This window comes from Methylosinus sp. R-45379, assembly GCF_001644125.1.
GTDB lineage: Bacteria > Pseudomonadota > Alphaproteobacteria > Rhizobiales > Beijerinckiaceae > Methylosinus.
This window is the reverse complement of the sequence record NZ_LUUM01000317.1, coordinates 1-26,836: the sequence shown is the minus strand read 5'-3', so window position 1 is coordinate 26,836 and position 26,836 is coordinate 1. Positions and strand designations below refer to the sequence as shown.

The 26,836-nt window shown below is 61.2% G+C and carries 15 protein-coding genes and 1 pseudogene; 9 read left to right on the top strand and 7 right to left on the bottom strand.

The features are described from left to right. A pseudogene (locus A1351_RS23415) lies at positions 1–491 on the bottom strand (DUF932 domain-containing protein); the annotation flags it as partial. Positions 492–769: 278 nt separating this feature from the next. Here A1351_RS23415 and A1351_RS23410 point away from each other — a divergent pair. From A1351_RS23410 to A1351_RS23390, 5 genes are all read left to right on the top strand, one after another. Further along, the gene (locus A1351_RS23410) at positions 770–1,648 is read left to right on the top strand and encodes a WYL domain-containing protein (RefSeq protein ID WP_064034077.1); all 879 of its coding nucleotides are present in this window, start codon (positions 770–772) and stop codon (positions 1,646–1,648) included. Then, positions 1,649–5,236 carry a helicase-related protein gene (locus tag A1351_RS23405; protein ID WP_064034076.1) on the top strand — a complete coding sequence of 1,196 codons (3,588 nt, stop codon included), beginning with the start codon at positions 1,649–1,651 and terminating at the stop codon, positions 5,234–5,236. A gap of 140 nt (positions 5,237–5,376) precedes the next feature. Then, positions 5,377–5,868, top strand: a complete 492-nt coding sequence (locus A1351_RS23400; protein ID WP_157096486.1) for a hypothetical protein — start codon at positions 5,377–5,379, stop codon at positions 5,866–5,868. Beyond that, on the top strand, positions 5,865–8,741 hold the full coding sequence (locus tag A1351_RS23395; protein ID WP_064034074.1) for a DUF1156 domain-containing protein: 2,877 nt from the start codon (positions 5,865–5,867) through the stop codon (positions 8,739–8,741). Before A1351_RS23400 ends, A1351_RS23395 begins: the two co-directional genes overlap by 4 nt. A gap of 3 nt (positions 8,742–8,744) precedes the next feature. Beyond that, positions 8,745–12,074, top strand: a complete 3,330-nt coding sequence (locus A1351_RS23390; protein ID WP_064034073.1) for a Swt1 family HEPN domain-containing protein — start codon at positions 8,745–8,747, stop codon at positions 12,072–12,074. A 115-nt stretch (positions 12,075–12,189) separates the two neighbouring features. On the opposite strand, the gene A1351_RS23385 is transcribed toward A1351_RS23390, so the two are convergent. Genes A1351_RS23385 through A1351_RS23375 form a run of 3 tightly spaced genes read right to left on the bottom strand, consistent with a single transcriptional unit; the run spans position 12,190 to position 13,966 of the window. Beyond that, positions 12,190–12,942, bottom strand: a complete 753-nt coding sequence (locus A1351_RS23385) for an ImmA/IrrE family metallo-endopeptidase (protein ID WP_064034072.1) — start codon at positions 12,940–12,942, stop codon at positions 12,190–12,192. Beyond that, positions 12,939–13,361, bottom strand: coding sequence for a hypothetical protein (locus A1351_RS23380; RefSeq protein ID WP_157096485.1), 423 nt, complete (start codon positions 13,359–13,361; stop codon positions 12,939–12,941). Before A1351_RS23380 ends, A1351_RS23385 begins: the two co-directional genes overlap by 4 nt. Next, entirely contained in the window at positions 13,358–13,966 is a 609-nt protein-coding gene (locus A1351_RS23375) for a hypothetical protein (RefSeq protein WP_064034070.1), read from the bottom strand. The genes A1351_RS23380 and A1351_RS23375 overlap by 4 nt, the downstream gene beginning before the upstream one ends. A gap of 174 nt (positions 13,967–14,140) precedes the next feature. Between A1351_RS23375 and A1351_RS23370 the strand changes: the two genes are divergently transcribed. Together A1351_RS23370 and A1351_RS23365 are read left to right on the top strand one after the other, a co-directional pair. Then, positions 14,141–15,382 (top strand): nucleotidyltransferase, encoded by a 1,242-nt coding sequence (locus tag A1351_RS23370; RefSeq protein ID WP_064034069.1) that lies wholly within the window; start codon positions 14,141–14,143, stop codon positions 15,380–15,382. Between the two features lie 456 nt (positions 15,383–15,838). Further along, a complete protein-coding gene (locus tag A1351_RS23365) occupies positions 15,839–16,936 on the top strand; it encodes a CBASS cGAMP-activated phospholipase (protein ID WP_064034068.1) in 1,098 nt (365 codons plus the stop codon). A 229-nt stretch (positions 16,937–17,165) separates the two neighbouring features. Here A1351_RS23365 and A1351_RS23360 read toward each other — a convergent pair whose 3' ends face one another. Beyond that, positions 17,166–22,457: an ATP-binding protein gene (locus A1351_RS23360; protein WP_157096482.1), complete on the bottom strand. Its 5,292-nt coding sequence runs from the start codon at positions 22,455–22,457 to the stop codon at positions 17,166–17,168. Between the two features lie 529 nt (positions 22,458–22,986). Continuing rightward, on the bottom strand, positions 22,987–24,264 hold the full coding sequence (locus A1351_RS23355) for a site-specific integrase (RefSeq protein WP_245291715.1): 1,278 nt from the start codon (positions 24,262–24,264) through the stop codon (positions 22,987–22,989). A 917-nt stretch (positions 24,265–25,181) separates the two neighbouring features. Here A1351_RS23355 and A1351_RS24230 point away from each other — a divergent pair. Then, positions 25,182–25,580 carry a helix-turn-helix domain-containing protein gene (locus A1351_RS24230; RefSeq protein WP_083967480.1) on the top strand — a complete coding sequence of 133 codons (399 nt, stop codon included), beginning with the start codon at positions 25,182–25,184 and terminating at the stop codon, positions 25,578–25,580. Positions 25,581–25,590: 10 nt separating this feature from the next. After that, positions 25,591–26,061: a hypothetical protein gene (locus A1351_RS25040; protein ID WP_134188295.1), complete on the top strand. Its 471-nt coding sequence runs from the start codon at positions 25,591–25,593 to the stop codon at positions 26,059–26,061. 189 nt (positions 26,062–26,250) lie between these two features. Here A1351_RS25040 and A1351_RS23345 read toward each other — a convergent pair whose 3' ends face one another. Next, positions 26,251–26,511 carry a hypothetical protein gene (locus A1351_RS23345; protein WP_064034065.1) on the bottom strand — a complete coding sequence of 87 codons (261 nt, stop codon included), beginning with the start codon at positions 26,509–26,511 and terminating at the stop codon, positions 26,251–26,253. Positions 26,512–26,836 lie beyond the last annotated feature (325 nt).

The window sequence follows — 26,836 nt, the reverse complement described above, 5'->3', positions numbered from 1 at the left end:
CTGTTTAGATAATGAATATAGTCCGGGCCGGTGACAGCGCGCAGCTCGACGCGTCCGTCTTCGATCTCCAATGTTTTGACCTGTTCGGCGCGATTCGACGTCAAGCCGTATTGGAGGTTAATTCCGGCGAGCGGCGCCGGGAGCTGGCGGAGGTAGGCGGCCGGTGCGCCGACCAGGCTCGCGAGCTGACCGAAACTCCAATGCGTCGGCGCGATCGGCGCGTCGGAGCCGGGCAATGTCAGAGTGAGGCGCTCCGCGTTGCAGCGGTCGGCCTCCACCCGGATCGCCGCGCTCTCCACCGTTCGGGTCCGGCTGCGCTCGGTCCGTCCGCGCACTGCCGCGTAGAGGTCCGACAGGGACTGAAAGCGCTCGTCTGGCGGCCGGGAGAACCACTCTGACGATACGCGGCCGACGCGCTCGCCGCGGCTCACGTCTACCTTGTAGCCGGGTGTATGATCGCGCACGGCGTCCAGAATTTGCACCTTGGTCATTGGGGCATTCCACGACGGGCGCCGGAGGCCTCTCCTCCAGCCCTCAACCCGTCCACGGAAACCCGATCCGCACTCTCACTCTAAAGGGTGGGGTTCCCCTTGCAGATGAGGTCGGCCGAGACGCTGGCTTGGCCGAAGGGTAAGACATTCCCCAGATGATATCTGACCCCATCCTGACCCCGCCCTTGACCTGCGCAGCACGGTGAGGCTAAAAAGTATATGGATACATTATTTGTGTCCGGATAGCAGCTATTCGGTAGCCGGCTGGAGAGAGCTTGATGGCGCAAGCCGCCGCGGCATTGAAATGGGGGGTGGAGCAGCGGCTCGAGTTCATCGAGTTCCGCCTCTTTTGGGAGGGCGGCGTCAATCGCGCCGACATCATGGAGATGTTCGACGTGTCGGTGCCGCAAGCCTCGAAGGACCTCACACTCTATCAGGAGCGTGCGCCGAACAATGCAATCTACGACAAGAGCGCAAAGCGCTACGTCGCCAGCAACCGCTTCCAGCCGTGTTTTCTGAAGCCTGATCCGGCTGCCTATCTCAACCAGCTCCGATCGGTTTTCGAAGGAATCATCGACCGATCCCATGCCTGGATCAGGCAGTCTCCGTCCTACGACGCTGCGCCCACGCCTGTTCGCGGCGTGAACGCAGGGATCCTGCGCAGCGTCATGGCGGCAATCCGTATGTCACAGGCCATCGAGATTCGCTACCAGTCGCTCTCCCGCCCCGAACCTCGTTGGCGGTGGATAGCGCCGCACGCGATCGGCTTTGACGGCTTTCGGTGGCACGCCCGGGCCTACTGCGAGACCGACCGGACGTTCAAGGATTTCCTGCTCTCGCGGATGCTGGAGACGCGCGACACGAGGACGAGCGAAGTCGCGCCCGACACCGATGACGATTGGCACGAGTTCGTCACCCTTGAGATCGGTCCTCATCCCGAGCTTTCCGAAACACAGAAAAAGGTCGTCGCTCTCGATTATGGGATGCGCGGAGATAAGGCGAAAATCCGTGTACGGAAGGCGCTGCTCTACTATGCACTGAAGCGTCTCGGTCTCGACACCGCTCCCGCCGTAAGGCGCCCCCAAGATCAGCAGATCGTACTCCTGAACCGGGGGCCGGAACTCGCCGCCGTCGGGGCGACGGCGGTGGAGGGCTGAATGGCGGTCCTCGAAGACCTCAAGCCCGGCGGATCGATCCGCGGAGTCCTGCCCAGCGGAGTCGTGACGGTGGTAAACGTTCAATGGTTCGGATCCGACGCCATCGAACTGACCTACAAGGACGCGGCGGGCAAGGTCGGTAACGAACTGCTCTACCGGGATCGGGAGGCGGATCTCGAAATCGTCGAGGAAGGACGGCCGTGGAGCTTCGATGGGGACGGCGCCCTTTTCCGGCTTGTGTCCGAGGCCCAGCGCATTCACCTCGCCCATCTGTTCGACCCGGTCCTGGCGGTTCACACCTCCGTCGTCGAGCCGCTGCCGCATCAGATCACGGCCGTCTATGAGAGCATGTTGCCGCGCCAGCCGCTGCGGTTCCTGCTCGCCGACGATCCGGGCGCCGGCAAGACCATTATGGCGGGACTCCTCATCAAGGAGCTGATCGCCCGTGGCGACCTACAACGCTGTCTCGTCGTCTGCCCAGGTAGCTTGGCGGAGCAATGGCAGGACGAGCTCTATCGCCGATTCAATCTGCCCTTTGACATACTGACCAACGACAAGCTGGAGGCGGCGCGCACCGGCAACTGGTTCCTGGAGACCAACCTCGCCATCGCGCGGCTCGACAAGCTCGCTCGCAGCGAGGACGTCCAAATCAAGCTGCAAGCGCCCGATTGCCGATGGGATCTCGTCGTGGTCGACGAGGCGCACAAGCTCTCCGCCACCTTCTTCGGCGGCGAGATCAAATACACCAAACGCTACCGGCTCGGGCAGCTCCTCTCGCAGCTCACGCGGCATTTCCTCCTGATGACTGCGACGCCGCACAACGGCAAGGAGGAGGACTTTCAGCTCTTCATGGCTCTCCTCGATGGTGATCGCTTCGAGGGCAGGTTCCGCGATGGCGTGCATGTGGCCGACGTCTCGGACCTGATGCGGCGCATGGTGAAGGAGAACCTGCTGAAGTTCGATGCAACGCCGCTGTTCCCCGAGCGCGTCGCCTACACCGTCCCCTACAAGCTTTCGGACGCGGAGGCCGCGCTCTACAAGGCTGTCACCGAATATGTGCGCGAAGAATTCAATCGCGCGGAGGCGCTGGAGAATGATAAGCGCGCCGGAACGGTTGGTTTCGCGCTGACCATCCTTCAGCGCCGTCTCGCCTCGTCCCCCGAGGCGATCTACCAGTCCCTGCGGCGCCGACGTGAACGGCTTGAAAGCCGGCTACGTGAGCTGGAGGTGCTGCATCGCGCCGGTCAGGTCGGCGGCGTGTTCGACACGCGCACCCCGTTGCTCGATCGGGAAGACGTCGAGGACTTGGACGACGCGCCCGACGCCGAACTGGAAGCGACCGAGGAGCAGGTCCTCGATCAGGCAACGGCGGCGCGCTCGATTGAAGAGCTCCGGATCGAGATCGAGACGTTGAAGCGTCTTGAAGCGCTAGCGCTCTCGATCCGGCGGAGCGGCGAGGACAAGAAATGGCGCGAGCTGGCGGCGCTGCTCGGCGAGATTTTCACGCCAGCATCGATCACGAACGGCTTCGCGGAAGAAGCCGCAGCCTATGACGCGGGCTTGCCTGAGCCGCCCAAGCCCACGCCCTCGCCACACCAGAAGCTGGTCATTTTCACCGAGCACCGCGACACGCTGAATTACCTGCAATCGCGGATCGGCACGCTGCTCGGACGCGATCAGGCAATTGTCGTCATTCATGGTGGTATGGGGCGGGAGGAGCGCATGAAGGCCCAAGAAGCCTTCCGCCACGATCCCGAGGTCCAGGTGCTGCTGGCGACCGACGCCGCTGGCGAAGGCATCAATCTCCAGCGCGCTCACCTTATGGTGAATTACGACCTGCCCTGGAACCCGAACCGGCTGGAGCAGCGCTTCGGGCGCATTCACCGCATTGGCCAGACTGAAGTCTGCCACCTCTGGAATCTGGTCGCCGAGGAGACTCGCGAGGGTGATGTTTATCACAAGCTGCTGGACAAGCTGGCGCAGGCGCGCAGCGCGCTGGGCGGACAGGTCTTCGACGTGCTCGGCAAGGTGCAGTTCGAAGGGCGCTCATTACGCGAGCTGCTGATCGACGCGATCCGCTATGGCGATCAGCCGGAAGTTCGAGCGCGGCTGACCAAGGTTGTCGAACACGCCTTCGACAAGGACGCCCTGCGGGACCTGCTGGAAAACCGCGCGCTGGCGCACGACTCCATGGACGCTTCACGGGTCTATCGCATCCGTGAGGAGATGGAGCGGGCCGAGGCGCGCCGGCTCCAGCCTCACTATGTCGAATCCTTCTTCCTCGAAGCTTTCAAGCGGCTCGGCGGCGCCATTCGGCAGCGTGAGCCGCGGCGCTACGAGATCACGCATGTGCCGGCGTCCGTGCGCAACCGCGATCGCCTGATCGGTTTCGGCGAGCCGGTATTGCCGCGCTACGAACGTGTCTCGTTCGAGAAGGCGCTCGTGGCGCCGCCAGGGCAGCCGCTGGCGGCGTTCGTCTGCCCGGGTCATCCATTGCTGAATGCCGTGATCGACATCAGCCTGGAACGCTATCGCGACCTGCTGCGACGCGGCGCCGTGCTGGTCGACGAACGCGATCCAGGCACGAGGCCGCGCGTGCTGCTCTTCCTCGAACACGCGATCCAGGATGCGAGTGTCACCAAGGCAGGTGAACGGCGCGTCGTCTCGAAGCGACTGCTGTTCGTGGAGATCGACGCCAACGGAACAGCGCGACACCTCAACTATGCGCCTTATCTCGACTATCGCCCGCTCGGCGAGGGCGAACCGACGGCGGAAGCGCTCCTGGTCCGGCCCGAGGCATCATGGATCGGCCGCGACCTCGAAAGCAAAGCGCAGGCGCACGCCATCGCCCAAGTGGTGCCAGAGCACTTGACTGAGGTGCGGGACCGCAAGCTCGCGTTGCTCGTCAAGACCGAGGCGGCGGTGAAAGACCGCCTGACCAAGGAGATCAACTACTGGGACTTCCGGGCCGAGCAGCTCAAGGAGCAGGAGCGCGCCGGCAAGGCCAATGCGCGGCTGAACTCCGGCGAGGCCCGCAAGCGGGCCGACGAGCTTCAAGCTCGCCTTCAGAGACGCATGGAGGAGATCAAACGCGAGCGTCAGTTGGCGCCGCTGCCGCCTGTGGTGCTCGGCGGCATGCTGGTCGCGCCCATCGGCCTGATCCGTGCGATGGGCGGGCAGCCCCAGGTGCCAGCCCAGACCGCCGTGGATACCCAGGCCGCCGCCGCACGGGCGCGGGAGATCGTCATGGAGGTCGAGCGCGGGCTCGGGTTCGTGCCGGTCGATCGGGAGTTCGAGAAGCTCGGCTATGACATCGAAAGCGCCATCCCCGGCACAGGGCGTCTGCGCTTCATCGAGGTGAAGGGGCGCGTCGCGGGCGCGGACACCGTCACCGTGACCAAGAACGAGATCCTCTATTCGCTGAACAAGCCTGACGATTTCATCCTGGGGATGGTCGCGTTTGGCGCGGACGGATCGCATGAGGTCCGTTACCTGCGCCGGGCTTTCCAACAAGAGCCGGAGTTCGGCGTGACAAGCGTCAACTACGATTTCGATCGCTTGCTGGCGAGAGCTGAGGTGCCGGCATGATCCGAGGGTACGCCATTGTGCGGGAGGCGGCATCCAGAATCGGGGAAGCCGTTGAGCGAGTCACTGGCGCGCTTGTCGAAGGGCGCGTTGAGCAAGAGCCTGCGTTCACCGACAGAATGTTGGGTTCAATTGAGCACGTAATGAACGGGTTCGAGTCGCGCGGAGTGCAATGGCAGGCGAAGACATTTACCGACAGAGGCCCCGGCGCACAGGAGAGCCGCGTAGGCGCGGATTTTGCCGGTGTGTTCACTGCCAAACTGCCTGATTTCGAAGTTAACAAGGGATTTTTGGCACAGGCAAAACTGATAAATCCCGGAGAGCGCATGTCAAAGAAGGAAAGCAAGCGCCTTCGTGACCAATGTGATAAAATGCTTTCGATTAGTCCGGCGTCGTTTGTTTTTCTATACACCCCTTATGGGGTGAGCGTTGTTCCTGCCATTTCCATCCATGGTTCGCAATCTAGAGAACCTCACGAATTCTATCAGCGTAGCGTCACGCGCTTTTTCGAGGAGCACTTCGAATCCTTTATCGGCGATCGACGGCTGCATGCGGCCACACCGGCAGGATTGGCAACCGTGATGCCGGACGCCGCCCCACGACGAATTCTAAGTCTATTGGTTGAGGCGCAATGATCCGCAAGAAACTGATCGAGGTCGCGTTGCCGCTTGACTCCATAAACAAGGCGTCGGTGCGGGAAGGTTTTATCTACCGTGGAAATCCTTCGGCGCTCCACAAGTGGTGGGCGCAACGTCCTCTAGCGGCTGCTCGGGCTGTGATCTTCGCGCAAATGGTGGACGATCCTTCGTCTTTTCCAGACCTGTTTCGTACTGAAAAGGACCGAGAGAGAGAGCGTGCGCGTCTGTTCCGCATCATCGAGGAGTTGGTGGAGTGGGAGAACACTACCAACGAGGTGGTGCTGCAAAAGGCGCGTGACGAAATCTGGCAGAGTTGGCGCCGTGCTTGCGCCGAAAATGCCGATCATCCCCGCGCGCACGAATTGTTCGATCGACGAAAGTTGCCCGTCTTCCATGATCCCTTCGCCGGTGGTGGCGCGCTGCCGCTGGAGGCGCAACGACTGGGACTCGAAGCCTACGCTAGTGATCTAAATCCAGTCGCGGTGGTGATTAATAAGGCGATTATAGAGATTCCGCCAAAATTCGTGGGGAGACCGCCAGTCAATCCAAAGCGCGACCTTCACGTACATTGGAAGGGTGCGCAGGGGCTGGCCGAGGACGTTCGCTACTACGGTCAGTGGATACGAGATAGGGCCGAGACGCGGATCGGGCATCTCTATCCGAAGATAGAGATTACCGCCGACATAGTGGCCGAACGCCCGGACTTGCGGCCTTACGAGGGCCAGAAGTTAACCGTCATTGCATGGCTCTGGGCGCGTACAGTGAAGAGTCCCAACCCCGCCTTTGCGACCGTGGACGTTCCGTTGGCTTCGACCTTTATGCTGTCTACAAAGGCCGGCAAGGAGGTCTATGTCGAGCCCGTGATAGAGGGGGCCTCCTATCGGTTCGCTGTTAAGGCAGGCAAACCGAACGACATGGGAGCGGCGAAGGCCGGAACGAAAGCCAATGGACGTGGTGCGAACTTTCTCTGCGTGATGTCCGGCTCGCCCATCTCTGGGGACTATATCAAATCCGAAGGTAAAGCTGGCAGGATGGGCGCACGGCTCTTTGGGATCGTGGCTGAAGGAGCGCGTGGGCGCGTCTACTTTTCACCCACACCAGAGCACGAAGCCACGGCCCGAGCAGAAAAGCCTACATGGCGACCTGAGGGGGATATTGCCGCTCGCATGACAGGCGGCAACTGCACGCCTTACGGTCTTACATCTTGGAGCGATCTATTCACTGATCGCCAACTCGTTTCACTGACTACATTCTCTGACCTCCTAGCGGAGGTGCGCGAACACATTGGTCAGGACGCGATCGCTACCGGATTCTCAGACGACGAAAAACCGCTGCGCGACGGCGGTGTCGGCGCAACGGCATATGCGGATGCTGTGAGCGTTTACTTAGCTTCTGCACAAGACAAAACCGCAGAGTACGGTTGTACCATTGTTCCTTGGTACTCAAAAGAGGATCGCCCAAAAGGCCTCTTTGCTCGTCAGGCTATTCCTATGGTTTGGGACTATGCGGAAGTGAATCCCCTCTGCGACATCGGTGGGAGTTTCTCTGCTTCTGTGGGAATTGTGGCCGGCGCTTTGGCGGGATGTGCGGCCACAGGCGCCGTCGCACAGGCCACACAGGTCGACGCTGTTCGTTCGAATCTTGCTCGTGACGCGGTGGTCTCTACCGACCCGCCCTACTACGACAATATCGGCTACGCTGACTTGTCAGACTTCTTTTACGTCTGGCTACGCCGGTCGTTGCGACCTGTTTTCCCCGATCTCTTTTCCACCCTCGCGGTGCCTAAGGTTGAGGAGCTGGTGGCCACGCCATATCGGCATGGCGGAAAGGAGAACGCGGAGAAGTTCTTCCTCGACGGTATGACGAACGCAATGCACCGTCTCGCGGAGCAAGCGCATCCAGCCTTCCCGGTCACCATCTACTACGCCTTCAAGCAGTCAGAGACAGAAGACACGGAGGGCACGGCAAATACCGGCTGGGAAACATTCCTCGATGCCGTAATCCGAGCGGGATTCGGCATCAGCGGGACGTGGCCGATCCGAACTGAAAGAGGTGCCCGCTCCATCGGCATTGGCACTAACGCTCTCGCTTCAAGCATCATCCTCGTCTGCCGCCAACACGATGCCTCGGCGCCTTCTGCGACGCGTCGTGAATTCGTCGCGGCGCTGAAAGCTGAGTTGCCCGGGGCTTTGCGGCATCTCCAGGCCGGCAACATCGCACCAGTCGACCTTGCGCAGGCGGCTATCGGCCCTGGCATGGCAGTTTATACCCGCTATGCGAAGGTGCTCGATGCTGAAGGCAACGCTGTCTCGGTGCGGGAGGCGCTGGCGCTGATCAATGCAACGCTTGATGAGGCCCTGGCCGAACAGGAAGGCGATTTTGACGCCGACAGCCGCTGGGCGATGGCTTGGTTCGAGCAAAACGGCTTTGCCGAGGGGGAGTATGGTGTCGCCGAAACGCTCAGCAAGGCCAAGAACACGTCTGTCGGAGGACTCGCTCAAACTGGCATCCTCGATTCTCGGCGCGGCAAGGTACGGCTTCTGAAGCCGGAAGAGCTACCCGCAAACTGGGATCCGGCGACGGACCCGCGCCTGACCTCTTGGGAAGTCGTGCATCACCTCATCCGTGTGCTCGGCAGCGGCGGTGAAAGCGCGGCGGCCGAGTTGGTCGCCAAGCTCGGCGCTCGGGCGGAGACCGCGCGGGAGCTTGCCTACCGGCTCTATACCATCTGCGAGCGCAAGAAGCGGGCCACCGAGGCGCTCGCCTATAATGGCCTGGTCCAAAGCTGGCCCGAGATCGTCCGCCTCGCCCAGGAGGGAGGCAAACCGGCGGGAGCCGAGCCGGACCTTTTCGCTGCGGGGGAGCGCTGATCCATGGCCATGACCAATCAGGAGCGTGTCGGCAAGGCGATGGACCTCCTGCGGGCGGGTCTCGGCCCATTCGTCGAACGCGAGGTGCAAGCGGCCGTGAAGGCTGGGACCGTGCGCATGGACGCCGTGCGCCGCTTCGCCGAAGACCCGATGCTGGGCAACAAGCCCATCGCGCAGTGGGACGTCGCCGGCTTGCTGAAACTGATATGGGAAACCTGGAACGACGTGTTCAAGCGCACGCTGGGTTTCGCTGAGCGCAGCCTGGTGAGCGAGCTGCGGGATGTCCGCAACAAGTGGGCGCACCAGAATCCCTTCTCCAGCGACGACGCCGACCGGGCGCTCGATTCGATGGGGCGGTTGCTCACGGCTGTCTCGGCGCCACAGGCCGACGAGGTCGGGAAGATGAAGATGGAGCTGCGCCGGCTCATCTTCGACGAGCAGGTACGCGGAGAGAAGCGCAAGGCGGGCGGCTCGCTGATCGAGCCGGCGGCGGCCGGAAACCTGAAGCCCTGGCGCGAGGTGGTGACGCCCCATGCTGACGTCGCCAGCGGCCGCTATCAGCAGGCCGAGTTCGCCGCCGACCTGTGGCAGGTGCATCTCGGCGAAGGCAGCGACGAATACCGCAAGCCTGCGGAGTTCTTCCGCCGCACCTTCCTGACGGAGAGCTTGAAGCGCCTTCTGGTCGGCGGCGTGCAGCGGCTGTCCGGTCAGGGCGGCGATCCGGTCGTACAGCTTCAGACCAATTTCGGCGGCGGCAAGACCCACTCCATGCTCGCGCTCTATCACCTCTTCGGTGGTGCCGCTCCTGGCGAACTGGTGGGCATCGACGCTGTGATGGCCGAGGCGGGCGTGAAGACCCTGCCGAATGCCAGGCGCGTCGTGCTGGTCGGCAACAAGATTTCGCCCGGCAATCCCGTGACCAAGCCGGATGGCACGGTCGTGCGCACGTTGTGGGGCGAACTCGCCTACCAACTCGGCGGCACGAAGGCTTTCGCGCGGATCGCCAAGGATGACGAAAGGGCGACCAGCCCCGGCGACCTGCTGCGCGAACTGTTCGTCGAACATGGGCCCTGTCTTGTGCTCGTGGATGAATGGGTGGCCTATGCGCGCCAGCTTCACGACCAGAGCGATCTGCCAGCCGGTGGATTTGAGACCCAGTTCACCTTTGCGCAAGCGCTGACCGAATCAGCCAAGTTGGCCGGAAATTGTCTGCTCGTCGTCTCGTTGCCGGCGTCCGACGCGGCGGGATCGCCGCACACTCGGGCCGACGACGTGGAAGTGGGCGGCATTCGCGGCCGCGAGGCTCTCGACCGCCTTCGTAATGTCGTCGGGCGTGTCGAGTCGTCGTGGCGGCCGGCGACAGCGGAAGAGGGCTTTGAGATCGTACGGCGAAGACTCTTCGAGCCGATCGCAGGCGATATGTTCAAACAGCGCGATCTGACGGCGCGGGCGTTCGCCGACCTCTATCAGGCGCAGGCGGCCGAGTTTCCAACGGAGTGCCGCGGGGGCGACTACGAGCGGCGCATCCAGGCCGCCTATCCGATTCACCCCGAGATCTTCGATCGGCTCTACACCGATTGGTCGACACTGGTGAAGTTCCAGCGGACGCGCGGCGTGCTGCGCCTGATGGCTGCGGTGATCCACAGCCTCTGGGAGAAGGGCGACCGCAGCCCGCTGATCCTGCCGTCGACGATCCCGATCGACGATCCACGGGTGCAGTTCGAACTGACGCGATACCTCTCGGACAATTGGGTGCCGATTATCGAGAAGGATGTCGATGGCCCCAATTCGCTCCCTCTGAGGATCGACGGGGAGGTGCCAAATCTGGGTAAGCTGTCGGCGACGCGGCGTGTCGCGCGCACCATCTATCTGGGCTCTGCGCCAACCGCGGCAGCGGCCCATCGCGGGTTGGAAGACCGACGTGTGAAACTCGGCTGCGTGATGCCGGGCGAGACGCCGGCCGTTTTCGGGGACGCGCTGCGCCGGCTCGCGTCGGCCGCCACCTATCTCTATCAGGACGGACCACGCGCCTGGTACGCGACCCAGCCGACGGTGACGAAGCTGGCCGAGGACCGGGCCGAGCAACTCAAGCGCGATCCCGACAAGGTAGCCGCGGAACTGGAGGCGCGATTGCGCGCCGACCTCAAGCGCGCCGGTGACTTCTTGCGAATCCATCCGATGCCTCGCTCGGGCGCGGATGTGCCAGACGATTACGACGCTCGACTTGTCGTTCTCCCTGCGGAGCAGACCTACACCAAGGAAAGCGGCAACGCCGCCGAGACGGCGGCGAAAGCAATCCTGGAATCGCGCGGGAACGCACCTCGTCTCTATCGGAACGCGCTGGTCTTCCTCGCCGCCGATAAAGTGCGGCTGCAAGACCTTGACGAAGCCCTGCGCAAGTATCTGGCATGGTCGTCGATCGTTGCCGAGAAGGAGGCGCTCAACCTCGACCCGCACCAAACCCGTCAGGCCGAAACCCAGAAGCAGGCCGCCGAAGGCGCCGTAACGGCAAGGCTGCCTGAGACCTATCAATGGCTTCTCGTTCCAGAGCAATCGACTCCGCAGGCGCCAGTCATTTGGCAAGCTTCCCGGCTCACCGGCAGCGACGCCCTAGCGGTCCGGGCCAGCAAGAAGCTTCGCAGCGACGAGCTGCTGGTCGCAGGCCTCGGCTCGACGATCTTGCGCAAGCACCTAGATGACGTTCCCCTGTGGCGCGGCGATCATGTTGCGGTGAAGCAGCTCATCGACGATTTCGCGCGCTATCTCTATCTGCCGCGCCTCGCCGGACCCGAGGTTCTGGTGCAGGCTATCCGGGACGGGCTCGCGTTGCTGACTTGGCGTGCGGACACGTTCGGCTATGCCGAGAGCTACGACGAGGCGGCATCACGCTATCGCGGGCTGCGCGGCGGGCACGGCGTCAACGTCTCGACCGACAGTCCGGCGTTCCTCGTCAAGCCCGAAGTGGCCGGCAAGCAACTGGACGCCGAGACGCCTTCTCCTAGTAATCCTGGCGCCACTCCAAACCCCGGAGGCGGTGGAGGGCCCGATCCTCGTACCGGTCCGGGCGAAACGCTCCCGACACCGCCAGCGGTCCAGCAGCTTCGGCGCTTCCATGGGTCGGTGCGGGTCGATTCGACCCGCGTGGGTCGTGATGCCGGCCGCATCGCCGATGAAGTGATCGCCCACTTGGCCGGTCAGATGGGTGCGGAAGTCACCGTCACTATCGAGATCGAGGCCAGGCTTCCCAACGGAGCCACGGATCAGCTCGTGCGCACCGTCACCGAGAACAGCCGCACCTTGAAATTCGATAACCAGGGTTTCGAAACCGAATAGGGGGTCACGTATGGCTGATCGCCATTCCGCCATCCAATCAGCCGTGCACTGCGAGACAGGCAGTTAGAAAATCGGCCCTTCCTCGCGTAACCGCCCACTTTTCACGGACGACGGATTATCCCATGGCGCTGTCGGGAAGGATGAGCAAGGTTAGAATTTCATTCCCGGGCAGGGAGAAAGACTGTTCATGGACCTCATAACGCTCAGCCCCGCGGAAATCGAACCATGCATCGGCACCGATCTTTCGTGGGATCGTGTCCTCTCTGCCCCCACGAAACAGAAGATCGAAAGCCGGGCTTTCGGGATCGAGTTCCTCCCTGGGAAACCAAAATCGTTGTAGCGACGGCGGACGACACGGCCACTTTCGGCCTGACTGCGAGTGGCATACGAGCATGATCGGGAAGTAATCCGACATCACCAGCTTGATCAAAGTAGCCGTCAAACTTGCTCTGAATTGCCCGGCGATGTCGCGAACAATCTTCAAATTCAAACGCTTGATTTTCCTGACTATCGGTAGAAAAATGTAGTTTGGCAATATAAGGTCAGAGGCGAAATCGTCAGCTTGCTTTTCCGGACTGATTGGAGAGGTTGGGCTGCCGAAGTCACGACCTTCACAGAACAGAATTCGTCCACGGTGGTAGTGCCAATGTCCAATTTCGTGGGCGATCGAGAATCGTTGTCGTGTCTCGATACTTAAGCTGTTCACCGATATTATAGCTTTTCGCTGGTTCCCGACTATTAGCGCCTCGCAACCATCGAGCGGACGCCGCTTGACCAACGCGCCCATGTGCCACGCGATGGCTTCCAGATCTATTTCCTTCGGATCGTCAATTCCCAGACTTTGAAGGAGTTTCTCCGCCGGCGTCATTTCCCGTCGTCGCCTTTTTCAAGCTTCTCGAGATCGTCCAAGTCCTCAAGAATTGCTTCGACGTCGTTCTCGCTCAGCCCTTTCCCCTTGCGTGCCGCCATCATCATCCTATTCGACAGTTCGGGATCGCCGGTCTTCATTTTCTCGAACCGAGCGACCGCACCACTCCGGTCTCCGAGTTTGGACGAGGAGGCGAGGCGAGCCTTTACATCGGTTAGCTGACTGCGCTTCCGAGCAAAATTGGTCTTGTTTGCCTTGATGATGCCGCGAGCTACTGCCGCCTTTGTTTGCGTGATTGCCACCTCTGGATCGAGCCCCAAGTCGCGCAGCTCTTCATCGAGTTCGCTTGCGGACATGTTCAGGATACTGTCGATGAAAGCATCCTCGAATTGATCCAACGGCGTTTTCTTATTGTTCATGGCCGCCACCCCTTGGGAAAGAGCCGCCAAGCGACTCTTCGTATCCTCTTGGCAATGTAATCGAGCGCCTTTTGGTCAACGCCGACCAGATCCCGCAACGCTTGCCCTCTCATTCCGTCAGTCCAACCCGCCAAGCAAAGTTGTGCCTCATAGTCGTCTTGCAAAGCATCATTTATCTTTCGGACCATCTCCGCATCTGACGCGCTTCGGTCGACCGCTTCGCGCTCGATCAAGGCCGCTTCCGCGTTCGGGGACGGATCGACGACCTCCGGCATGCCATTCCCATCGAGGTGTCCTGCGGGAGTACGTATCGACACCGCGGACGTCTTGACCTTCTTTCGATGGTTGCTGACGCGGCTACGGATCGTTTGAACCAAGAAGACTAGGATCGGGAGGCCACGCGGGCATTCCCTTGTCGTCAGCGCGGCATCGACCGCGTCGGATACGACTTCGTCCACGTCGCAACCCGTTCCCCGTGAGAGCACCGCCGCCGCCGCCCTGAGTTTTTTAAGCTCGAGCGGTCCAAGCGACCCCAAGGCCTCGCGCAGCTCGTCGAGCGTCAACGAGTTCCCCGTCGCCCCATCATCAATTTCGTTTTCAGTCATTGACGGCCCGCATGCTTCTGGCCCTCGACATCAATTGCTCCGTGCCACGGGAATTCGGACAAAAAAAGATCTGTCCGAAATCGGCATGGGTGGAGCATTCAAAATCAGGACAGCATGGGAATGGTCGCAGGAAATCGCTTCCCGCGCAAATTCTCCTTGTAAAAGGACCGAACTTTGAACTTCAACCCGAAAAGCCTCTCCCCGCTCGGCGTGTCGGAGCCGATCGACGTTCTGCTCGCGGACATCGCGATCAGCGTGCAGCTCTCCAAGACGGAGCACGACAAAGCCGTCGCGCGTTTCGAGACGATGCAGGATTGGATCGACCGCAAGGCCAGCCCGCTGCACGGGCTCGTTAGGCTCATGTATCCCCAGGGCTCCATGGCGATCGGCGCCACTGTAGCGCGCGTGTCGGACCAGGAGGAATATGACCTCGACGCGATCGTTGATCTCGACATACGCGCCGACTCCGACCCGCAGGCCGTCTTGGACACGCTCTACGAAGCGATTCGGGGCGAGGAGGGCTCGCGCTATTTCGACATGACGATCCGACACACGCGATGCGTTTGCGTCAGCTACGAGGACGGTATGCACATCGACCTGACGCCCGCCGTGTTGGTCGCGCTTCAGACGCCCCGCACCAGTACTATCTTCCACAGCAAGCCGGAGGATCCCCAGGTCGAAGATCGACGTCTCCTCGCCAATCCTTGGGGCCTCGCCGAATGGTTCAAGGAAAAGACTCCAAAGGACGAGGAATTCGCGCGGTATTTCGAGAAACGCTCCTTGGCATTCGACGCCCGGAAAATTACGGCCCGGGCCCCCGCCGAGCTCGTCCCAGATCAGGAGCCAGCCTATCAAAAGTCGCGCGCACTGATCGCCCTCCAACTGATCAAGCGTTGGCGCAACGTTCTGTTCTCACGTCGGGATCGCTTGCGGCTACGTCGGCCGCCCTCGGTCCTGCTGTCTAAACTGATCGCCGACAACGCGAACCGAACTCGGACGCTGTCCGAAGAAGTGCTGCATCAGGCTTGCTGCATATTGGCGCGACTCGAGTTCGGGAAGGCGCGAGAACGGCTCATTTACGAAGCCAACCCCCGCTGCCCCGCCGACGTTCTCACCGATCGCTGGCCCGCGTCGGACGCGGATCAGGATCTTATGATCGCCGACCTGCGGGACTTCGTGGCGAAGATGTACGTCCTCCGAAGCGGCAATCTCAGCTTGGCGGAGATGGGCAAGGTTCTTGAAGGCCTTTTTGGCGAGCGCCCGGCCAAAAAGGTGCTCGACGAATACGTCAGTCGCTCCGCGCCGGGCGGCAATCGGATCGTTCCGGCGACGGGCCGTGTCATCGGCGCCGCGAGCGGACTCGTGACGCCTGCGGCGGCCAAGCAGCCGGCGGCGCACAACTTCTACGGAGACTGATTTGCGCCCGCTCGCGGTCATCGAGCAGGATAAGGCGATCCGGCGCGACTGGCCGGGCTTTCGACTCCTGTTCGATGGGACTTTCATCGGCGCTTGGGAAGGAAAAGTGACGCCTATCGCGCGCCGCTACACCATCAACATCCGATATTTTCCGCGGCTCTATTATTTTGAGACCGGGGTCATAGGGGCGAGTTACGTCACTGTTCGCGTCATCACCCCAACAATCGGTCTCGACCCCCGAGGAACGGGCAAGAGGCCGCCGCATATTTATGTCGATGACGACGGCCAAGGCTTTTCTCTCTGCCTCTTTGACCCGCGCGGCGACGAATGGTCCTCCGACCGGCTCATAGCCGAAACGATCATCCCTTGGGCCTGCGAATGGCTCTTCTACTACGAGGGTTGGGAGCTAACCGGCAAATGGGCCGGCGGCGGCAATCACCCCACAAGGAGCGACGAATGTCATACGAACAGCCCGTGCTCCCGCGATCGGCGGGGTCAATCCCTTCACGCCGGGTTCCACAGGCTTGGCCGGCAGACCGGGACTTTCGCATCCTCGCTGTCGATGGAGGCGGTATCCGCGGGCTCTTCCCTGCGGGAGTGCTTGCGGATTTTGAGGCGGCCCTCGGCGCCGACGCCTCCATCGTGGATTATTTCGACCTCGTCGCAGGAACCTCCACCGGCGGAATTCTTGCTCTCGGACTCGGCGCGGGCAAGACGGCTCGCGAGATCCGGGATCTCTATATGCACCGGGGGCCTCAGATCTTCCCGCCCGTGTGGGACAACGCCTTGGGTCGGAGCTGGAAATTCGTCCGCAACAACTTCGTGAACGCGGCCTTCCATCGTTACAACCGGCTCGCCTTGCAGCGCGTTCTTCAGGAGTTTTTGGGCGAGAAGCTCCTTGGGGAATCGAAGGTCCGCCACGTGATCCCCTCATTCGACGGGCGCTTCAGCGAGGTGTTCCTCTTCAAGACGCGGCACCATGCCGACTACGAGCAGGATTGGCGCCGGAAGATGGTCGACGTCGCGTTGGCGACCTCGGCGGCGCCCACCATCTATCGCGCCCTGGATAGCGGCGGATATCGTCTGATCGACGGCGGCATCTGGGCGAACAACCCTCTCATGCTCGCCGTCATAGAGGCGATGGTGGCCTACAACGTGCCGCGCGAGCGCATCAAAGTGCTCAGCATTGGATGCGGGCAGGATCCATTTCACGTGACGCGCCGCATGTCGGTCGGGGGGCTGTTCCATTGGCGCAAGGTCATCGGCGCCGCCATGCACGCCCAGTCGCTAGCCGCAACGAATCAAGCCCGTTTGCTGCTGGGGCCGCAGAATGTTGTCCGGATCGAGCCGGCGATATCCGGGGCTCCCATAGAACTCGACGACTACCGCAGGGCGATGAACGAGTTGCTTCCGGCTGTCGGCAATGCGGTCGCCGCCCATCGCGAGCGCGTCGGCGCGATGTTTCTTTCCGGGAAGACGGTGCCGTTCATTCCGGTGCCGTCGATGGAAAGGACGGAGAAGGAAGGCCTGAGAACTGAAACTGCTGCGGCCTAGAAATCCTCGCGCCCCTTGACGGCGCGCTGTCGTTCCTTGTTCGCGATCACGCACTCGAATGCGATATCGTCGGTGGAGGCGGATCGGTGAACGCCGGATTGGACGCTGGACGGGGCCGCATTCGTTTGCAGTGCCTCATTATCTGTTAGATTTTAGTAAGTCGATAGCGGACCTCTCTGCGCAGACCCGGAGGTCCAAGAAAGGCTTCGATATACCCCGCAGCCACACCTCATTGCCGCTCGAAGCGATAGCGCACCGAACCGCCCCGCAGCACGCGGAACCGTTCGCGAGTATTCGGGGCGGCCGGGTTCGACAGCGGCAGCACGCGCCATTGGGCGGGATCGAAAACGAACGGGACGTAGAGGATACGGTATCGCCGCTTGCGCTCGAGACTCGCACTGCCTGCGACCTCGAGTTCGCGGGCGGTGAGTTCGAATTCGCCTCCTGAGTCCACCGCGGACTTCACCTCGTAGAGCCATTCGTTGCGCTCGGTGACGACCCGGAAATCATAACCGAAGCTATCATCGCCAGCGGGGCCCGTGCAGAATGCGGCGCGGTTGGATGAGACCCAGCAAGCGTCAGTCATTTCCTTGGGATGCCGCCTGCGCAAATATTCTCGGGCGAGCCACTCACTCGCTATGCCCATCGCGGTCTTCACTGCTTCGGGTGGCTGCGCCCGCCACGACTGACCGCCACTTCCTCCTCCTCCGCCGGGCGTTCCAGGAGCGCGCTGATCCTGGGAGCGCAGTCGCGGAGCGCGGCTACGCGTGAACCAGTCATCGCCGGCTTTGATCGCGGCCGCTGCAAGTGCCTCGAACCGCCGGACGAAATCTCCAGCGCCCGCGTCGAGATCCTCTCCTGCGAACGGGATCGTGCGCCGCGCGGCTTCCGCTTTCTGCTTCGCCTCACGCGCCTCGATCGCATCGCGTTGCAGGTCGTCAGGAACGAGCCCAAGAAGCGACAGATCGGCGGTGTGCGGCATCCCGGCGGGCCAAGCCCCCCCACGCGCGTAGAATTCCGGAAGTCGGGCAGGGTCGAGCTTCTCGAAGTCGAGCAAGCCCGCCTCGTCGAGCGCGCGGACCAGCGTCTGTGGATCGACCGCCTCGATCGACGCCGGAACCGGTGCCTTGCTCTTGCGGCACCAAGCGCGCACCAGTCCCGCCAGGTCCGGGTGATGGGCGAACACGAGCTTGCGGTTGTCGGCGGCGACACGGTCGAGCGGAGGGAGATCGACCGCCGGATCGTCCGGACCCAGAAGTTCTTCGGCAGCCTCTGCGGCGCGGGCGGCCACGACCTCGCGAGTGAGCGCTTCGAGGGTCCGAAGCCATGCCGGATCGAACGATACGAAGTCGAGGTGTCGCGCTGCCACATAGGGGGCAAGGTCTTCGCCTGAGGCCCACTCGCGAGCAAAGCGACGACGGACGCGATCAAGCAGCCCCGGCTTGAGTTCCCCGAGATACACCTCGAACATGCGCCGGAAGTCGTTCTCGTCGTTGAGCGGCGGATAGCCGAGCGCCGCGAGCGTTTCGCCATAAGCTGCGAAATCGAATCCCATCGCCCGGCGGATGAGTCCCTGATTGTCGGTCTCCTCTACCGCGGCAAGGCATCTCTCGGCGATCGTCTCGTCGAACCGCTCGGTAAGCCATGACCGCAGGTTCAGCGACGGCCCTACCCGCTCGTGAAGATTTTCGAGGTCTCCGGCGCGTTCGAGGCCCACGAGATGCGCAACGACGGGAAGCAAGGCGCGCAACCTCCATTCGATGCCGCTACGCGTCGCCGCGAAATGATCGCGGATGATGCTCTCGTCGCGTTTAATGGCGCGTGCATATTGGGCATCGCTCGGCTTTCCGGCACCGCCGTATCCCGCCCGTTCCATACGTTCGAGCATGGTCTCCAGCGTGTTCCGGCGCACACCCATCAATTTCGTAATGGCTGGCGCGGCCTCGCAGAGCAGGTCGAGCCCTATCGCGCCGTCCACCACCAGCACCAGGGTCGGCAACTTGGGATGAGCGACCGGCTGGGCGCGTTCGTCGCCGCGCGCGTGCGCGAGTTCACCATCGATCATCAGCGCGAAGCTGGTACAGCGCCGGAGTCGGATCTGGCGTAGGCGGCGCTCCAGTTCGTCTGGCGGGATCGTCCGCAACTCCAAGGGGTCGCCCAGATACTCGTGCGCAAGGACTGCGGCGTCTACGAGCCAGGCGAGCGCGTCGGCAACGAGCGGTGGATCGTCCGATCCGGGTTCGAAGTCCTCGCCGTCGACGATGAGCCGCACGTCGCTCGAGTCCGCGACCTGCACCCGAAAGCCGCCGGTTGCGTCGATGAGCCTCGCGATTGCCGCACCGTCATTCTCGCCTATGTCGAGCACCGCTTCTCCACGATCGGCCAAGGCGCGCGCCGCGAAGCCCTGTCGTTCGCTCGTAACATGGACGATCGGCGGATTGGTCAGGTCCGGATGACAGAGTTCAAGACTTCCCGCACGCTCGACGACCAATGAAAGCCCTGCGGGCAAGGCGTGCTTTGTGTCCGCGACGTCGCTCCAGGCACGACGCAGCTGGTCGCGCAGATCGCGGCGTTCAGCGGCGGAGAGGTCCTCAAGACTGTCCGCGAGTGATGCGAGGCGCGCGGCCGCATTGTCGCGGCTCGACCAGTCCTGCAGACCGATGCGCGGGTCGAACAGGATCGCGGGCAGCGCCGCGCGAGCGCCGACTTCAGATTGGAAGCGCGGAACGAAACGTGGCGGCGGCTGGCGGGCCGCGGTCGTCGACCAGCTCGCCGCGGGCGATGCAAAGATGATCTCGTCCTGTTTCGTATTGGCGACCCAAGGCGCCGTGGCGAGAAAAACGGCCAGCGGCGTCGGCAGCGTGACGCGATTGTGATGGCGATAATGCTCGATTGAGAATTGGAAATATTTGTCATCATGGTCGCGCAGGAAGGTGACGATGAGGTCGGACAGCGCGGCGCGGGCATCGATGGGCAGCTCAGAATATTCGGTCTGACCCGGCAGCCGCCAGATTTCACCCGTCAGGTCGTAATCCGTGTAGGGATTTTGGAATGAGGTCGAGCCGACCCTGGCGACCCACGCCCTGTCGAAGCCGTGCTTCGCCGACATAGTGGAGAGGATGCCGTTCCAATGGCCACTCGGCGTCCCGCGGTGCCCGATATGGGCAGCGAGCGGCGGAAGGCCGTCGCTAGTACCGAGCAGCGAAAGAAAGCGGGCCCAATCTTCGCGCCGATCGTCCGCGCCGGATCGCGGCCACTCACCGAAGCTGACGAGCAAACGGTCACGCGCCTGACAGCAATCGGACGAAACGGCGGCCGCCTCAACTAGATATTGTTCTACCGTGCGGCCGAGCGATGTCCAGGCTCCAGAGAAAAGCGCAGAGCGTGCTCGGGTCCATCGACCGAGGGTGGGCACCCACAAGTCGGCTGCGCGGAGAGCTTCTTCGACCTGCTTTCCGCCCCCACCGCGCCACACCTTGAACGACCAGAGCAGCGCTTCCTGCCGCTGGAGATCGGTCGCCTTTTCAAGCGCTCCCTTGAGCGCGAGCAGCACGTCGAGCGGATCGTAAGCCCTGAGGAGGCCGGCCTTCTCGAATGCGCGCTGGGCCATCTCGGTCAGCGTGATCGCATCGCTTAGAAACCGGAACTTGCGCTTCAGCGACGCCGGGGGGCGAGGCGGGCCTTCGCTGCGCTGGCCGCGCCCTCCCTTCGTCCGCACAAATACCGGGGGAGCGCCATCGCGGCCCTTTGCTGTCGCGACAAGGAGCCTGCCATCGGCATCGATCAGAATCTTCCGGCCCTCGAGCGACGATAGCGAAACGGCAGCTGCGTCAAACACCTTGTGGACATCATCGAGGAATGTCTTCCACCGCGTCGGCGAGGCTCGGCGCTCGCGTGCGAGCCTATTGGCCACCGCTTCGGTCCATTTGCCCAGCGCCTTGTCGGACAGCTCCAAGGGTAAATTAATCGACGCGGCGAGCGCCTTGATACGGAACACGCGATCCGCGCCGAGCGTATCGATAAGAATATCCGCCTCGGCAACCTCCGCGAGCCGCCGCGTCGTCATTTGTCCCGTCTTCACCTCGGGCCAGATATAAAGCGTTTCGAAGCTAGCCCAGTTCGACGCACCACCGGAAACGACGGGCCAGATCTTTGATTTCCCCAGTGGGTGTTTGATATTTCGGAAGGCAGCAAGCAGCTTCGGCAAATGCGGCAGTGCCCATGCGGCGATATCCACGACGGCTGTTGGCGGTAATTCAAGGGAGCGATTGACGATTTCGGTCGCTGCTATCGCGCAAGCGGTGGCAGCTGCCTCGAGCAGATGGCTGTTGAGCGGTAGATCGGGCTTCATCGAGCGGCGATCGATGTCGGCGAAGAAAGGCGCATCGATATGGCCGGCTATCGGCGACGTCGCATTTTCGGTCATCGGCGGGAAATTGTAGAGACGCCCTGCCGCACCGCGTCCGACGAGCGGTATGGCGACCGATACGACCGCCTCACCTTGCCATTCGAGCCAACGTTTCAGCGTCGGGGCAGTCTGCATACTTGCACGGATCGCATCGAGCAGGGGTTCCTTGGGCAGCACCGAGCGCGTGAGCAGGTAAGTGCTACCATCGACCGTGACCTTCGCCAGCGAGTAAGCATCGGATGCCAAATCGGCAATCGGTTCTACCGAGCGGGTCGATCGACGGTGGATGACTGACGCGCCCTCGCGTGCGATCTCCACATCCAACGCCGCAAGCCGGTCGAGAAACAGGAGCACGGGCGCCTTAAGATCAAGCAACTCGTTCACTTGTCGTTCGGCGAGCGCGACGGCATCCACAGACCTCAACGGCAGCGAGACGACGGTCGCGAAGCCGGCGGCCGCAAGCGCGTCGAGGGCATCGTTTCGTTCTGACACGGGCTTGGGAACTAGATACCGCGGCACAGTGGCGGCCAGGTAGCGCGCGTCCTCAGGGCTTGCGCCAATGGTCGACAAGTCCGCCTCAATCTCATCCTGAGTTGCAAATCGGAAGCAATAGCCGTCGAAGCGGCCACGCGATCCCAATGGGGAACTCGAGAATATCCGAACCTCGTCGGTCAGCGCCTCGACACTTCGAAAGCCGAGTCCCTTGTTGCCGATTCCTTCTCCGATACGCTTGTCGCTCGTACCGATATTGATGACCGAATCGAGGTTCGATCGGGTAAAGGCTCGCCCGCGGTTAGCGACGAGCAACTCGCCGCGATCGGCAGCAGAAATTAGGAGCCGGACGGCGATTTCTCCGGTGCCGTCGAGCGTGCTCGACGGGTGCGCATCATGCCCGTTTTGCACCAGCTCGAAAAGGACGCGGTCTCCATATTGGGTCCCGATGACCTCGTTGAGATTCTTCAGGCTTTCATAGACCTTGATTTTGCGCCGGCGGCCTTCGAGCGCATATTCAAGTTGCGAAGTCGCGATATTCGCGATCTCGCGAGCGAAGTCCCACGGCATGAGTTCGCAGTCGGCGTGTCGGGGCGAATCGCTGTCAGCCGTGATCGACAAGAATTGCTCCCTCCCTAGCGCTGCTCTGCTTGGTTGATCGTCGCGGTCCGTCCCCGAACGACGGATAACACAAAGGAGAGGAAAGCAAACCCTCTCTAAGGGATCGGGAAGGTCATGCCCTTGGAAATCGCCTCGAACCCGTAGAGGGGCGCATCGTATTACAAAGACTGGTTCGAGTAACGTCGGCTTTCTGGGTCTGTGGAGTGCCACGGGAACGACTTAGATGGCGCGCGGAACCACCATCAAAGCCCCTACGCAGAGTCTGAGTAGGGTCAAAATTCGCTTCATCGACCGTAAGCGATCCGAACTTGACTACCGTCAAACGCCGCCTTTTCTACGTTTCTTCCCCACACAGGATATTTCCCGCCCTTCGTATGGGCGTAGCCTTGGCAGCTATAGCATACTATGGAGGGCAATCGGCGGAATTTGGCGCACCGGGTACGATTCGAACGTTTGGCCCCCACCTTCGGAGGGCACAAGCCGATTTTCAGATGATCCAGACTTTCTGCATCGTGAGGCGAGGATTTTCTCATTTGGCGCCGTTTTGATCCAAGAACTGTTGTGGTTTCGGAGCGTCTCCCGCCAATGCCGCAGCGATTGAAGTCGAAATGGCGTTTGCGGCGTGACGCAGAGGATCGGCGTCGAGGTGCGCATATCGGTTCGTGGTTGCGGGTTGCGAGTGACCGAGGAGCTTCCCGACGATCGGCAACCCCAATGAGGCGCCTGCTCCTACGCTGGCAAAGGAATGACGTAGATCGTAGAGGCGTACACCTTCGAGCTTCGCGAAACGCCGAACCGCCACCCATGGCCGGTTCAGATCTGCGCGCGGCTTTTCGAGGCTGCGACCAGCGATCACGAAAGGGCACTTTTCGACGCGTGGAAGTTCGCTGAGCACTCGGAGCGCCGGTCCGCCGAGGATGACCGTCTTACGTCCCGTCTTGCTGTCGGGAAGAAACAGTGCGCCGCGTTCGAAGTCGACGTGACCCCACTCGAGGTTCAAGACCTCGCGTGGGCGCATGCCTGTAAGAATGAGAAGGCGGATTGCCGCCACGGCGAACGGATCGAAAATGCTGCGACGGTTTTCGGGTTTTACCCCGTGCTTCGACTGCGGTTCCTCGTCCATCCAAGGAATCCCTTCGGTTTCGGCGCGCTGCAGCGCTTTACCGAGGCGTCCCATTTCCTCGCTCGACAGGTAGCGCTCCCATCGCCTTTCTGGGAATCGTTCCAGTCGGGTCGCGGGGTTCTTGCCGAATTCTGTTTCTTCTCGCCGCGCGGCCCAGCCCCAAATCGCAGAAATGACGGACACGGCCGCATTCGCCTGGCGCGGTGTGGCGCCGAGATTCGAATGAAGACGTGCGACATCCGCGCGGCCGATCTCGACGATCCGCTTGGCGCCGAGTTCTGGTAGGACGTATTTGTCGAGCAGGCATCGATAGGATTCCGCCGTCCTCGGCTTTCGCTTGGTGAGAACATGCTGGGCCATGAAGTCTTCGGCGACCTCACGAAAGGTGCGAACGGCGCGCGCGGCGCGCCGCTCGGCGACAGGATCGGCCCCGGCCTCGATAGCGCCGAGGAGATTTAGCGCCTGAGCGCGCGCCTGTTCAGCCGTAGTCGGACCGAAGACGCCGATCTTGACCTTCTGCGAGCGCCCGTTGCGTTTGCATTGCACGACGAAGGTTTTGCGTCCCGATGGAAGAACGACGACGCCGAAACCCCGCAGGGCGTCGTCCCAAAGGACGTCCATCGACTTTCCGACGGGACACGCGAGCCGGTCGACGTTCGTTTTGTTGATTCTGCCTTTCGCCACGGGGGCCTCCGACAGTCGGGAAGGAGCGATTTCCACGTCGGATTTTAGAAGCCTATTAGAAGCCGATCAAATCCGAGCGGAGGGTATGTCAGCGAACGGTGGCGTATCTAAAACGGCGTAACCAATTGAAATATCGCGTGTGGTGCGACGGAGGCGAAGACAGGCGTAATCGATTTTCGCTCTTTGTAATCAGTAGGTCGCGGGTTCGAATCCTGCAACCGCACCAATTAAATCAATAACTTGTGTGACGGAAGGTGGTTGATGAAAATTATACCGGACCCGTAGCGGACCTGCTGGTCGAGCTTCCACCTACCCTCACTTTTCCTACGGGGCGAATTCGGCGTCCATCGTTTGGAACGGAGGCTTTGTTCGCTGGTTGGCACGTGTTTATTGGTCGCTTACGATACGAAGTGACCACATCGGGCTAAGCCTCTCTCATTTGTTGACTTATATGGCAACGATCCCTACCTTATGCCTTCGAGGAGCGCTGCAGAAGGTAACCGTCGACCTCGGTCGACGGGAGATTCCCGTCCGGGCCTTCTATGCCTTTCCGCATGTCATCGAGTGGCTCGAAAAAATGCTTCCGACGCTTGAATCTGTCCTAGACGAAGGCAGGCAAAGCCCAGCTGAGCAGGTCGACTTCCTCCTCTACGATTTCATCAGAGGAGCCGACCTTTGCCATTATAAGCGTGCTCACATTATGGTGCCTAGCGAATGCGGAGTCTTCGAAATCAAGACAGCGGATATAAGGTTTTTCGGCTGGTTTCCTGCAGTGGACAACTTCATTGCGGCGGACGTGGTCACGGCTGTTTTCTGCAAGGAACGCGGCCTTTACGACGGTTACCGGGATCAGGTTCGACGACGAAGGGACCTCTTAGATCTCGATGTGCCCAAGTTTCTGAGCGGGGGGATTTTCGATGTCCTTTCTTCTTAAGCTCGACCCGCGCCAACGGAAGGCTGGCCGCTTCATCGGCAGGGTGCGAGACGAAATAATCAAGGCTTTCACGAGCGAAAAGCAAGCGCGTGGTTTGACTCAAGAGCAAGTTGCGCAGGCTCTCGGGATCCATCGCTCACAAGTGAATCGCATTTTAAAAGGCGAAGAAAACCTGACTCTGAGAACGATCTCTGATCTGGCGTGGGCTCTGGACCGGGAAATTGTCTTCCGACTCGAAAAGCCTGAGTCGGTCCCAGGCCAGAACCACGGTGCGGAGCAGCCCGTTGTCGAAAAGCGCCATGTCGGAATTCACTGGCCGCGTACCACCGTAACTCACGTGCAGTCAACCGGACCGACGAGTGTTGTAGAGTCGGCGCTTTAGGAAGTCAGAAATGGAACCAACTGGTTATACCATTTTTTGTGACGACATTCGGTCGGAAGTGGGCGGAAAAATTTCGTTAATTGGCTGCTATAGTGGGGTCATGCTGGTTAGTGGTCATTTTCCAATAATAATTCCAAAATTCGGTCTCTCAATTACCTGTATTTCAGCTATGGAAAAACTAAGGCAGTTCGAGATTAAAGTCTTTTTGCCTTTGGATCCGGATGACAAGCCGTCCATAGCGGAGAATATTGCATTGCCTCCTGATGGAGTGGATGCGTTTGAGCCGTTTGTTCCCGACAGTGATCCAGATGTGTTGAGGCTTGCATTCGTAACGCGTAACTTCATTCTATCTCCACTTGAAATACGAGCGGAAGGAAACATCAAAGTTCGCATTGTTCATAATGAAAGATTGGTCAAGGCTGGAGCGCTGCGAGTTCTCTTAGCGCCTTCCGCCGAACAGCTGAATCCTACCAAAATGTAATTCTTTTCCACTTCTCGCAGGCGCTGCATCCGGCGTCGGGGAGGCGGACAAGGCTTCTCGACGTCAACGCCATGCCGGCTCCGGCACCTAACTCGGTCTCTATGCGGTTGAACGCCTCGATATATTTCAGCTTCCAGCGAAGCGCCTTCTCGCCGGTGTTCGCTCAGGTGCTCGAGGTTTCTCGGTTAGCTACGGCCCCTTCAGCTCGCTGCACCAAGAGTCGACCCAAGTCCCTTTCCCGGTCAGCATCCGCGCCCGATCGGACTCGGCCTGGTCATAGCCGCAGCGGTAGGCGCGCCCCGCCGCTATCCTGACGTTCATCGGGAACATGTCCTGCTCGACCTGCTCATAGACCTCGCGCTCCCACTGCACGCCATGGCGATGACCTGCGTGCCAAGCCGTAGCGAAAAGTACCGCCCATAGCGCGGCTTTTCCAATCCTCTTCCACATGATTCCGATCCTTCAAGAAAAGCAGCCTGTGAAACGAAGGCCTCTCACTTCCTAGGCCGAAATGGAGTGACCTCGGCCGTGAATGACCGCTTGTGGCCTCATTGACGTCGTATAAGCTGTAACTGTAGCATTTAGGTTGATTAATGGTTGTGTTTCAGAGAGGGCGCATGTCGATCTGTGCAATCATCCGCGCTGCAGCGTTTGCCGCGCCGGCTTGCTTCCTCGTCGCCTGTCACACGGGCGGGCGAGAGACGGGCGGTTTGGAGCCGGTCTATGTCGCGATCATCGATGCGGCCTATTCACCCCGTATCCCTACGCCGTGGGC